Origin of the sequence: Roseospira visakhapatnamensis (genome assembly GCF_014197915.1) — a bacterium.
Lineage (GTDB): Bacteria > Pseudomonadota > Alphaproteobacteria > Rhodospirillales > Rhodospirillaceae > Rhodospira > Rhodospira visakhapatnamensis.
This window is the reverse complement of record NZ_JACIGK010000008.1, coordinates 13,231-25,035: the sequence shown is the minus strand read 5'-3', so window position 1 is coordinate 25,035 and position 11,805 is coordinate 13,231. Positions and strand designations below refer to the sequence as shown.

The window sequence follows — 11,805 nt, the reverse complement described above, 5'->3', positions numbered from 1 at the left end:
GCTTGGCGCGGGTCAAGGCTCCCGAGTCGACCGGTCGGCGGTCAACCCGGGATAACGCCCCCCCCGACCGAGTCGCGGATCACGACGGCCATCCCGCTTGACGAGAGTCAAGCGGGATCGACAACCCGTGCCCTGCAAGGCCCGATTCTTGGCGCCTATTCCGGAGTCGCCAACGAATTCCTTCGACGAGGGGGTGGACGTGGCGCGGCGGCAATCATGACCCCATAGTCAATTCCGCAAACTCTTCGTGCTATACAGAATAATTCTTGTTGATAACAATATGAAGACGGAGATAACAGCAGGGAAAAAGTATATACTTCCACTAAACATCATCTATTTTTCAGAGTTTTTTGGCTTGAGAATCTGAGGGATATTCGGTTGACAGGCTACGCTCGTGTGCCTACGATTCTCCTCATCCCAAAACGCCATACGATTTATTACCGACAAGGATACATGAACTTGAGCGGCAGCGAAAAGCTCGTCGTCCGAAACCTGTACAAGGTGTTCGGCGACGACCCTGCGGAGGCCATCGCCCTACAGCGTCAGGGGATGACCAAGGACGAGGTCTTCGAGAAGACCGGCATGACCATCGGTGTATGCGACGCCTCGTTCTCTGTGCGCGAGGGCGAGATTTTTGTCGTCATGGGGTTGTCCGGATCGGGCAAGTCCACCCTGGTGCGGATGCTCAATCGGCTGATCGATCCGTCCGCCGGAGAGATCATCGTCGACGGCTCCGACATTGCCCAGATGTCGGCAAACCAACTGATCGACTTCCGGCGCCAGCACATCAGCATGGTGTTCCAGTCGTTCGCCCTGATGCCGCATCTGACCGTGCTCGCCAACACCGCCTTCGGGCTGGAACTGTCGGCCGTGAGCAAGGCGGACCGCGAAGCGCGCGCCATGACCGCCCTGGAACAGGTGGGCCTGGCGGCCTGGGCCAACAGCTATCCCAACGAGTTGTCGGGGGGCATGCAGCAGCGCGTCGGCTTGGCCCGGGCGCTGGCCAACGATCCGTCGATCATGCTGATGGACGAGGCGTTCAGCGCCCTCGACCCGCTGATCCGCTGCGAGATGCAGGACGAACTGGTGGCCCTCCAGGAGGAGCAGAAGCGCACCATCGTCTTCATCTCCCACGATCTGGACGAGGCCATGCGCATCGGCGACCGCATCGCCATCATGGAAGGCGGCCGCGTGGTGCAGGTGGGTACGCCAGACGAGATTCTGAACAACCCGGCCGACGACTACGTGAAGTCGTTCTTCCGGGGCGTGAATGTGTCAAACGTGCTGACCGCCGGCGACATCGCCGTGAAGCAGCAGGTCACCATGATGGACCGCGAGGGCACGGTGCGCGCCGCCCTGCAACGCATCGCCAAGCACGACCGGGACTTCGCCTACGTGGTCTGCAAGCGCCAGCATTACCATGGCGTCGTCTCGGTGGCCTCCCTGGAGGCCGAAGCCAAGACCGCCAAACCGCAACTGCACAACGCCTTCCTGGCGGACATCACACCGGTCACGGCCGATACCAGCATTGGCGAGATCATCGGCCCCGTCGCCCAGGCCCCCTGCGGTCTGCCCGTGGTGGACGACACGGGCCGTTACGTGGGCGTGGTCTCGCGCGCCATGCTGCTGGAAGCCTTGAACAGGGAGGGCGCCGACGATGCCTGACGACACCGCCACCACCGCGACCAATCCCTGGGCCACCGGCTCCGGCGCCGCACCCGAGGCCCCCGCCGAGCCCTCGTCCGCGTCGGCCGCCAATCCCTGGGGGGGATCGGCCGGAAGCGAGGCGCCGCAGTCCGGCGGCGGCGACTGGCTCAGCCAGGCCGCGCCAGCCCCGGACCAGACCTTCGACCTGCTGCACCCCTTCGAGACGACGGTCATTCCGCTCGATAGCTGGGTGGAGCAACTCCTCAACTGGGTCGTGGCCAACTTCCGCCCGGTGTTCCAGGCCATCCGCTGGCCCGTCGACGGCGTGCTGACGACCATCGAGGGCACGCTTCTGGGCGTGCCGGCGATCGTCATGCTGGTGCTGATCGGCTTGCTGGCCTGGCAGGCGTCCGGGTGGCGCCTGGGTCTCGGCGCCCTGTTGTCGCTGACCTTCGTCGGCCTGATCGGTGCCTGGGACCAGGCCATGGTCACCCTGGCCCTGGTGTTCACCTCGGTGTTCTTCTGTGTCCTCCTGGGGTTGCCCAGCGGAATCTGGCTGGCGCGCAGCGACCGGGCGGGGCAGATCGTGCGGCCGATCCTGGATGCCATGCAGACCACGCCGGCCTTCGTCTACCTGGTGCCCATCGTCATGCTGTTCGGCATCGGCAACGTGCCCGGCGTGGTGGTGACCATCATCTTCGCGCTGCCACCCTTGATCCGCCTCACCAACCTGGGCATCCGTCAGGTCCCCGGCGACCTGATCGAGGCGGCGCGCAGTTTCGGCGCCTCCGACCGCCAGTTGCTGTTCAAGGTTCAGTTGCCACTGGCCATGCCCACCATCATGGCCGGCGTCAACCAGACCCTCATGCTGGCCCTGTCCATGGTGGTGATCGCCTCCATGATCGCCGTCGGCGGGCTGGGGCAGATGGTGCTGCGGGGCATCGGCCGTCTCGACATGGGCCTGGCGACCGTGGGCGGTGTCGGGATCGTCCTTCTGGCCATCATCATCGACCGCATGACCCAGGCCCTGGGAGTCTCGCGCCGTGACCGGGGCAACGTACCCTGGTACGACACCGGACCGACGGGTCTGGTCCGCCGGCGCCTGATGGGTCTGGCCGGACCCCAGGCCAACACGAACGGCCGTGCATGAGACCGGCCGAAGGACCAGGGTTGGCCGCCCCGTCCCGGCGGGCGCGGCCCCATCCCGGCCCCACAAACACAGTGAAGGGAGACCACACCATGACCCACGTGACCGATTTGAAGACCCTGCGCGGTCTGGCGACGACCGCCGGCCTGGCCCTTGCCCTGGCCTCCGCCCCGGCGCTGGCCGCCGACATGCCCGGCGAGGGCGTCACCGTCGTGCCGTTGAAGAGCTCCATCGCCGAGGAGACCTTCCAGACCGTGCTGGTGATGAAGGCCCTGGAAGAGCTGGGCTACACCGTCGAGCCCATCAAGGAACTGGAGTACGCGGCCGCGCATGTCGCCATCGCCAATGGCGACGGGACCTTCCTGGCCGACCACTGGGACCCGCTGCACATCGACTTCTTCAATCAGGCCGGCGGTGAGGACAAGATCTATCGCGAAGGTGTCTACGCCCCCCAGGGTCTGCAGGGCTACCTGATCGACAAGAAGACCGCCGACGAACACGGCATCACCAACCTGGGCCAACTCAAGGACCCGGAGATCGCCGCCCTGTTCGATAACAACGGCGATGGCAAGGCCGACCTGTCCGGCTGCACGCCCGGCTGGGGCTGCGAGAAGGTGATCGAGCATCATCTGGATGCCTATGAGCTGCGGGATACCGTGACCCACAATCAGGGATCCTATTCGGCCATCATCGCCGACACCATCACCCGATACGAGCAGGGCGAGTCCATCCTGTACTACACCTGGACCCCGTACTGGATCTCCGGCGTCCTGGTGCCGGGCGAGGATGTGGTGTGGCTGAACGTGCCGTTCTCCTCCCTGCCGGGTGCCCGCGAGGACGTCGACACCAGCCTGCCGGATGGCTCCAACTACGGCTTCCAGGCGAACGACCAGCGCATCGTCGCCAATCGCGCGTTCGCCGAGGCCAACCCGGCCGCCGCCAAGCTGTTCGCCGTCATGCAGATCTCCAGCAACGACATCAGCGCGCAGAACCTGAAGATGCGCGAGGGCGAGGACAGCGAGGCGGACATCGCGCGGCATGCCGATGCCTGGATCGCCGCCCACCAGGATACCTGGAACGCGTGGCTCGACGAGGCCCGCGCCGCCGCCGAGTAACATCCGTGACGACGCCGTCGCCCCACCGGGCGGCGGCCCCTCCCTTCCCGCCTGGCGCCATCGGCGACGGCCATGGGTTCCATGACCGCTCCCCGGGGCGCCAGCGGTTTTTTGGGGGTGTCCAGATCCAACCCTCCAGACCAGGACGGCGCCGGACACACCGCCGGGTCCCGCCCGGCACCCCCACACGCTTCAGGATGAACAGAGAAAGAGGCCCTGGCATGAGACGCAATACCGCCCACCGTCGCCCGCTGCGCGATATCCTGGCCGCCGGCCTGATCGCGATCATCACCGCGACACCGGCGCTGGCGTCCGACCGGCCCGGCGCGGGCGTGACCGTCATTCCGCTGAAGTCCTCCATCGCCGAGGAAACCTTCCAGACCATCCTGGTCATGAAGGCGCTGGAAGACCTGGGGTACACGGTGGAGCCCATCCGGGAGGTGGAGTATGCGGCCGCCTTCATCGCCATCGCCAACGGCGACGCCACGGTCATGGCGGACAACTGGGACCCGCAGCAGGCCGGCTTCTTCGAAAATGCCGGCGGCCGCGACACCCTCTATCGTGAGGGAGTGTATGCCCCCAACGGCCTGCAGGGCTACCTGATCGACAAGAAGACCGCCGACGAACACGGCATCACCAACCTGGGCCAGTTCAAGGATCCGGAGATCGCCGCCCTGTTCGACCACACCGGCGACGGCAAGGCCGACCTGACCGGTTGCAACCCCGGCTGGGCCTGCGAACAGGTGATCGAGCACCAGATCGAGGTCTTCGGACTGCGCGACACGGTGGCGCAGAACAGCGGGTCCTACTCCGCCATCATCGCCGACACCATCACCCGCTTCAAACAGGGTGAGCCGGTTCTGTACTACGGCTGGACGCCCTACTGGATCTCGGGCGTGCTGGTCCCGGGCGAGGACGTGGTGTGGCTGAACGTCCCCTTCTCGGCCTTGCCAGACGACCCGAACGCGGATACCAGCCAGCCGGACGGCTCCAACTACGGGTTCGAGGTCAACAATCAGCGCATCGTGGCCAACCGGGCCTGGGCGGAGAACAACCCGGCGGCGGCCCGTCTGTTCGCCATCATGCAGATCTCCAGCAACGATATCAGCGCCCAGAACCTGCTGATGCGGGACGGCGAGGACAGCGAGGCGGACATCAAGCGGCACGCCGAGGCCTGGATCGCCACCCACCAGGACACCTGGACCGCCTGGTTGGAGGAGGCCCGCGCGGCGGCCAGGCCGTAGCGACCCGCCGCCATCCGACCGGCCGGCTCGCGTCGCGGTCGCGAGTGATCGGATCGCCTTGAAACCGCCCCCCTGGACGAGGCAGGCTCGACCGAGCCGCCTTTTCCAGGGATACCGTGCACCCATGACCCAGACACGGTCTCGCCCGTTCCTGTCGCGCGCGCGCCGTCTGCTGCTGGCCGGCATCGTGGCGCTGGCCGCCGGTGGCGCGGCGGCAGCGGTGGTCCTGGATGCCCTGTGTCCGCCCGACCTGTCGCGACTGGCGCCCACCTGGACGGTCACCGACCGCCACGGCCGGGTGCTGCGCGCCTTCCTGAGCCCGGACGAAACCTGGCGCCTGCCGACGACGGCCGCCGAGGTGGACCCCCTCTATCTGCGCATGCTGCTGGCCTTCGAGGACCGGCGCTTCGGCTGGCACCCGGGCGTGGACCCGTTGGCGGTGCTGCGCGCCACCGGGCAGGCGATGGCGCACGGCCGCGTGGTCTCGGGAGCGTCCACGCTGACCATGCAGGCGGCCCGCCTTCTGGAGCCGCGCCCGCGCACCCTGCCCTCGAAGCTGATCGAGATGGCGCGCGCCCTGCAACTGACCGCCCACCTCGGCCGGGACGGGGTGCTCGACGCCTATCTGACACTGGCCCCGTTCGGTGGCAACCTGGAGGGCGTGCGCGCCGCCACCTGGGCCTGGTGGGGCAAGGAACCGCGCCGGCTGACCCCCGGCCAGGCGGCCTTGCTGGTGGCGCTGCCCCAGACCCCCAACAGGCTGCGTCCGGACCGCCATCCCGAGGCCGCCCGCGCCGCCCGCGCCAAGGTGCTGGCGCGCATGGTGGACGCCGGCGTGCTGACCGCCGATCAGGCCCGCGAGGCGGCGGCCGAACCCCTGCCGGCCACGCGGCGCCCCCTGCCCGTCCTGGCGCCGCACCTGACCGGACGGCTGGTCCGTGCCGCGGCCCCCGACGCCGGACCGGTCCTGGCGACCACCCTCGACGCCACCCTGCAAGCCCGGGTCGAGGCCCTGGTCAGAGTCCATGCGGCGCGGCTTGACGACGCCCGCCTGTCGGTGGCGGCACTGGTGGTGGAGTCCGAGACCGGCGCCGCGCGGGCCTGGGTGGGATCCCCGGGCCTGCTGGAGACCGCCCGCCAGGGGGCGGTGGACATGACGCGGGCGCCGCGCTCGCCGGGCTCGGCCCTGAAGCCCCTGATCTACGGCATGGCCTTCGAGGACGGCGTGCTCCACCCGCGCACGGAGATCGACGATCGGCCCACCCGGTTCGGCGGTGGCTACACCCCCGGCAACTTCGGCTTCGCCCATCACGGCGAGGTGACCGCCGCCGAGGCCCTGCGCCGGTCGCTCAACGTGCCGGCGGTGGCGGTGCTGGATCGCGTCGGGCCGATGCGCTTCGCCGCCCGCCTGCGAGCCGCCGGCGTCGAGCCGCGCCGTCGCGGCGGGCTGGGGCGGCCGGGCCTGCCCCTGGCCCTGGGTGGGCTGGGGGTGACCCTGGAGGAGATGGTGGGGCTGTACGCAACCCTGGCCAGCGGCGGTCAACGGCGCGCGGTGCGGGCGGTGGAACCGCCGTCCCCGACGCCGGCGCCGGTCCGCATCCTGTCGGCGACCGCCGCCTGGCAGGTCGTGGAGATCCTCGCCCAGGCCCCCCCGGCGACCGGATTCGCCCCCGACAGCGCCACCCGCGACGGCCGCGCCGTGGCCTTCAAGACTGGGACCTCCTATGGCTTCCGCGACGCCTGGGCACTGGGAATGGACGGTGACCACGTGGTGGGCGTGTGGGTGGGGCGCGCCGACGGGACCCCCGTGCCCGGCCGCATCGGCCGCGACACCGCCGCGCCGCTGATGCGCCGGCTGTTCGACCTGCTGCCGCCGCCCGCCCGGCCTGTCCCCGGCCCCCCCCCTCCGGGGATCCTTCAGGCGCCGCGCACGGCCAACCTGCCGCCGCCCCTGCGCCGGCTGCGGCCGGTCGGCGCCGGCCCTGCGGCCGCATCGGGCCGGGACGGCCTGCCACCCTTGATCTTGCGTTTTCCACCCGACAGGGCCACCATGGATTGGGCTCAGGCGGGCCAGGGACTGACCCTGGAGGCCAGCGGCGGGCGCCGGCCCTATGCCTGGCTGGTGAACGGCCGGCCGCTGCCGAGCCTGCCCTGGCATCGGGGCGCGCAGTGGACGCCCGATGGGCGCGGCGCGGCCCGGGTCACGGTGATCGACGCCGAGGGGCGCGCCGAAACGGTGGACATCTGGCTTAAGTAGGCGGACCCGGCACTCTCCGGCGTCTCGCGGATGGAGGACGGTGGCATGCGCGGCGTCCCGATCGGAACACGAGGTCTGCTGGCCCTGACCCTGGCCGTGACCCTGGCCGTGACCCTGCTGGGCGCGGCGGCGCCGATGCCGGAGCACAAGCCCGAGACACCGGTCAAGGCCGCGCCGGACGCGGCCTGGGCCCGGGTCACGACGCCGGCCCCCGGCCAGGCCAGGGTGATCGGCGGCTATACCCGTGGCTGCATCGCGGGCGCCGTGAGCCTGCCCCTGGACGGCCCGGGGTACACCGTGCTGCGGCCCCAACGTCTGCGCACCTTCGGCCACCCCCTGCTGATCCAGGTGGTCCAGGATCTGGGCGCCTGGACCGATGCCCATGGCTGGGGCACGCTGTTGGTGGGGGACCTGTCCCAGCCGCGCGGCGGTCCCATGAGCTACGGCCATGCCAGCCACGAGGCCGGCCTGGACGCCGACATCTGGTTGCGCCTGCTGCCGCCGGGCCAGCGCCTGACGGAGGCCGAGCGCCGCGCGCCCACCGCCGTGTCCTATGTGCGCGCCGGGGCCGGCACCGCCGACCCGGCCCTGTGGCGACCGGCCCACGACGCCCTGGTGCGCGCCGCCGCCCTGGACCCCCGGGTGTCGCGCCTGTTCGTCAATCCGGCCATCAAGGCCAGCCTGTGTGCCGCCTTCCCGCCCGACCAGGACGGCAACGCCGCCTGGTTGCGCAAGGTGCGCCCGTGGTACGGGCACGACTCGCACATGCACATCCGTCTGCACTGTCCCCTGGACAGTCCGGCGTGCAGACCCCAGAAACCGACGCCGCCAGGCGCCGGCTGCGACACCGAGACGTTTGTCTGGTGGAGCGAAGAGACCGCCCGTTGGCTCGCGGAAAAGGCGCGACGCGCGGCCATTGGTGGCAATTCCGCATCGCCAAGTGTTGCGCGAACACCCCAACCCCTGCCCGACGCCTGCCAAGCGATTCTGATCGCTCGATAAATCAGGGTCGACTCGGTACCATTCCAACATCAGTTCGAGTCTCGGAGCCGCCTGTCGTGTGCTCCGGGTGGCGACATGTGGTGCCTGGGCCTTGAGGCGGATCGCGAACGCGGCGGAAACGAGTCGCCGCGCCGGATGACCCGTTCCCGGACGCCCGGTGGCATCGGACGGGGCGACCCGAAGAGGGGTCGAAACAGGTGTCGGGGCGTCGGTGAACCGCACGAGTCGCGGCCCCCGCGCGGGCAAGGGCAGAATGACCATGACAAGGGGTGGGACGACAGCGGGTCGGACGGCGCCGTCCCGGCGACGCAAGGACCGGACTGGACGGACGGCGGCGTGGCGATCGGCGGGGACGGGCTTGGCCGTGGTGGTGGCCGGCGCGCTGCTGGCCGGATGCGTGACCGCCGGAGGGGGGGGCGGCGCGTCGATGGGCGCGGCGCTCGGCGGCTCGGCGTCGCACGCCATGGCCGATGGCGCGGCGCGGTCGTCCGTGGAAGAGGTGTTGCGCCAGGATCCGGCCACGCTCGGCGCACGGACGGCGACCGCCGTGCGCGCGTTCTACCAGCAGCGCCAGAACACCCCCGCCTGGACCGACGCCCGGGGGCTCACCGCCCTCGGCCGGCAGGTGCGCGCCGTGCTCGACACCGCCTGGGTGGACGGCGTGACCGGGGCGGCGCCCCTGCCCCCCGTGGCGCGGGAGACCCCGGCCGAGGCCCGCACGCGCGACGCGGGCACGCTGGCCCGCCTGGACGTGGCCCTGACCACCGCGCTGACCGACTATGTCCAGCGGGCGACGACCGCCCGCCGCACCGCCGCCGCCGGTGGCGTGGCGGCCACGCTGGCCCAGATCGCTCGTGACGATGCCGACGCCGAACGGCCCGGGACCCTGTTCCGCGTGGTCAGCGCCGAGGACCGCCAGGCCCGGCTGCGCCGCGCGGTGCTGGACTACGAGGCGCTGGCGCGCGCCGGTGGATGGCCAACCCCGCCGGCCACCGGTGTCAAGCTGGAGCCGGGCGCGGTCCATCCCGACATCGCCCTGGTGCGCGCGCAACTCATCGTCACCGGCGACCACGCCGGAGCCACGCCCCCCAACCCGGCGCTGTACGATGCCGCCCTGGCGGCCTCGGTGCGGCGCTTCCAGGCGCGCCACGGCCTGAGCGAGGACGCCAAGATCGGCAAGCGCACCCGTGAGGCGCTGTCCAGGCCGGTCGAGCACCGGCTCCAGCAGATGGCGCTGAACCTGAAGCGGCTTCGCGACATACCGGCGGCCCCGGTCGGCCGCTCGGTGGAGGTCAACATCGCCGGGTCCCACCTGGAAGGCCGAGACAACGGCATCACCACCTTCCAGACCGACGTCATCGTCGGTCGCCGCGACCGCCCGACGCCGGAACTGAGCAGCGCCATCAACAGAATGGTCCTGAACCCCACGTGGACGGTGCCGACCACCATCGCCGAGAAGGACATCCTGCCCAAGGTGCGCCGGGACCCGAGCTACCTGACGCGGGCCGGCTTCACCGTCTACAGCGGCTGGGACGGCGAGTCCGAGGTGCTGGACCCGACCACCATCGACTGGAGCGCCGAGGACGTGGACATCCGCGCGTTGCGCCTGCGGCAGGCGCCGGGCGGCGGCAACGCGCTGGGCAATATCAAGTTCATGTTCCCCAACCGCCATGATGTCTACCTGCACAGCACCCCCAGCCGGGGCCTGTTCGCCCGCTCGCAGCGGACGTTCAGCTCGGGTTGCGTGCGGGTGCGCGATCCCATGGATTTCGCCGCCTTCCTGATGAACACCACGGGACACACGGCAGAAAGCGTGGCGGCCCGCATCCGCAAGGGCGGGACCCAGACGGTGCGTCCGCCAAGCGCGGTGCCGCTGTCGATCGTCTATGTGACCGCCTGGGTGGATACCACCAACACCGTGCACTTCCGCCGTGACATTTATGGCCACGATGCCCGGCAGATGCCCCGCATCGCCCAGCGGCCGCCGACGCCGGTGGCGGCCCCGCCGCGCGTGATCCCGACGCTGACCGCGTCGGAGACGCCGGTGCCGGTTTCGGCGCCCGGCCCAGCCTTGGTCACGGAAACCGCCGAGGGATCGATTTAGGCGGCGTGCCCTCGCCGGGATCCCGCGTCCGGCGATGGAGGCGCGGGATCGACCGGCGGCGTGTCCCGCGTCGCGGACGGCGGCAGCGCCACCCAACCGGGCCGCGCGCCGGCTGATGACGTGGAGGGGGACGGCGGCGCGGATCGAGGCACGGCAGTCGCCTCCCCCACATCCGGATCACGCAGGATCAGGCCCCGGCGGTCCACCACCAGGTCAGCCAGGGTGGCGCCCACCCACATACAGAACAGCGCCACCCAGGCGGTCAGCGCGAACACCGCGCCCCCGGTGACACCGGCCCCCACGGCGCAGCCGCCGGCCAGCATGCCGCCCGCGCCCATGAGCACCGCGCCGGCGATGTAGCGGCGCATCGCGAAGCCGCCGGCGAAGCCTTCCAGCTTCAGGTCGCGGGCCAGCCAAGCGGCCAGGAACGACCCCAGGAACACGCCCGGGATCAGGCCGATGTCGAAGTCCAGCGGCGCGCCGGGCGGCGCCAGCAGCAGCATGAGGGTCTCGGCGGAGGGACCGGTGAAGCTGATGCCCTCCACCTGCACCGGATCGAACGCCTGCCACGACAGGGTATAGGTCACCCACCAGGCGGCGGCGACCGTCGCCCCCACCCCGAGGCCACCGACCCAGACCCAGGCCGACAGGCGGTTGCGCAGCGCCACCAGGATCGCCCCGGCCATGAACACGCCGCCCAGCACCACGCCCGCGCCGGCATCCAGGCCCAGCAGGGTGAGCCCGTCCCGCACCGAGGCATCCCGGACCACCCACCAGCCGGCCACCGCGTCCCGCGCGGGCGCCAGGGCGCCGTTCAGCGTCGCCTGGGCGGTGACCGCGAACAGTAGGCCGGACACCAGCGCCCGCAGATTGCCGCCGGCCGCCAGCACCAGGAGCCGGCTGGGGCAACCGCGCGTGAGGACCATGCCGACACCGAAGATCAGGCCGCCGACGATGGCACCGGACAGGCTGCCGGTGCCGGCGAGTTGCCGTGCCTCGGAGACATCCAGGCGCCCGAGAGCCATCAGCCCCTGTGTGAAGAGCACGGCCGCCGCGAAGGCGATCAGCCACAGGGCGACCTTGGAGCCAAGGGAGCCGCGCGCGAACTCCACGACGGCGGCGCGCAGGCAGAAGCGGCTGCGCTGGGCGAACACACCGAACAGCAAGCCCACCATCAGGCCGGCCAGCGCCGTGGTGGCGGGCGCCCCGAGGGCGTCCAGAACACCGGTCAAATCCATGAGCGTGACGTTTCCTTGCGGGCGGCAGGGTCTGTGCCGAAGCCTCTCAGT

At 70.5% G+C, this 11,805-nt stretch carries 8 protein-coding genes; 7 read left to right on the top strand and 1 reads right to left on the bottom strand.

The genetic code is table 11. The features are described 5' to 3' along the window. Window positions 1-459: 459 nt before the first annotated feature. The 7 genes from proV to GGD89_RS06595 all read left to right on the top strand — a co-directional run bounded on the left by proV (window position 460) and on the right by GGD89_RS06595 (window position 10,516). Window positions 460-1,665: a glycine betaine/L-proline ABC transporter ATP-binding protein ProV gene (gene proV, locus GGD89_RS06625; protein ID WP_246422799.1), complete on the top strand. Its 1,206-nt coding sequence runs from the start codon at window positions 460-462 to the stop codon at window positions 1,663-1,665. Then, window positions 1,658-2,797, top strand: coding sequence for a glycine betaine/L-proline ABC transporter permease ProW (proW, locus tag GGD89_RS06620; RefSeq protein WP_184043366.1), 1,140 nt, complete (start codon window positions 1,658-1,660; stop codon window positions 2,795-2,797). Before proV ends, proW begins: the two co-directional genes overlap by 8 nt. A gap of 89 nt (window positions 2,798-2,886) precedes the next feature. Further along, window positions 2,887-3,909 carry a glycine betaine/L-proline ABC transporter substrate-binding protein ProX gene (gene proX, locus GGD89_RS06615; RefSeq protein ID WP_184043364.1) on the top strand — a complete coding sequence of 341 codons (1,023 nt, stop codon included), beginning with the start codon at window positions 2,887-2,889 and terminating at the stop codon, window positions 3,907-3,909. Between the two features lie 221 nt (window positions 3,910-4,130). After that, on the top strand, window positions 4,131-5,153 hold the full coding sequence (gene proX / locus GGD89_RS06610; RefSeq protein ID WP_184043361.1) for a glycine betaine/L-proline ABC transporter substrate-binding protein ProX: 1,023 nt from the start codon (window positions 4,131-4,133) through the stop codon (window positions 5,151-5,153). 124 nt (window positions 5,154-5,277) lie between these two features. Continuing rightward, window positions 5,278-7,410, top strand: a complete 2,133-nt coding sequence (gene pbpC / locus GGD89_RS06605) for a penicillin-binding protein 1C (RefSeq protein WP_184043359.1) — start codon at window positions 5,278-5,280, stop codon at window positions 7,408-7,410. Window positions 7,411-7,455: 45 nt separating this feature from the next. Then, complete coding sequence (gene mepA / locus GGD89_RS06600; protein WP_184043357.1) at window positions 7,456-8,412, top strand: penicillin-insensitive murein endopeptidase; 957 nt, start codon at window positions 7,456-7,458, stop codon at window positions 8,410-8,412. 364 nt (window positions 8,413-8,776) lie between these two features. Beyond that, on the top strand, window positions 8,777-10,516 hold the full coding sequence (locus tag GGD89_RS06595) for a L,D-transpeptidase family protein (protein ID WP_343058551.1): 1,740 nt from the start codon (window positions 8,777-8,779) through the stop codon (window positions 10,514-10,516). On the opposite strand, the gene GGD89_RS06590 is transcribed toward GGD89_RS06595, so the two are convergent. After that, the gene (locus tag GGD89_RS06590) at window positions 10,513-11,754 is read right to left on the bottom strand and encodes a YeeE/YedE family protein (RefSeq protein ID WP_184043353.1); all 1,242 of its coding nucleotides are present in this window, start codon (window positions 11,752-11,754) and stop codon (window positions 10,513-10,515) included. The genes GGD89_RS06595 and GGD89_RS06590 overlap by 4 nt on opposite strands. Window positions 11,755-11,805: the final 51 nt, after the last annotated feature.

Coding starts and splice junctions, on each gene's coding strand:
- proW (WP_184043366.1), top strand. CDS start 1,658: ATGCCTGACGACACCGCCACCACCGCGACCAATCCCTGGGCCACCGGC.
- mepA (WP_184043357.1), top strand. CDS start 7,456: ATGCGCGGCGTCCCGATCGGAACACGAGGTCTGCTGGCCCTGACCCTG.
- proX (WP_184043364.1), top strand. CDS start 2,887: ATGACCCACGTGACCGATTTGAAGACCCTGCGCGGTCTGGCGACGACC.
- proX (WP_184043361.1), top strand. CDS start 4,131: ATGAGACGCAATACCGCCCACCGTCGCCCGCTGCGCGATATCCTGGCC.
- pbpC (WP_184043359.1), top strand. CDS start 5,278: ATGACCCAGACACGGTCTCGCCCGTTCCTGTCGCGCGCGCGCCGTCTG.
- GGD89_RS06590 (WP_184043353.1), bottom strand. CDS start 11,754: ATGGATTTGACCGGTGTTCTGGACGCCCTCGGGGCGCCCGCCACCACG.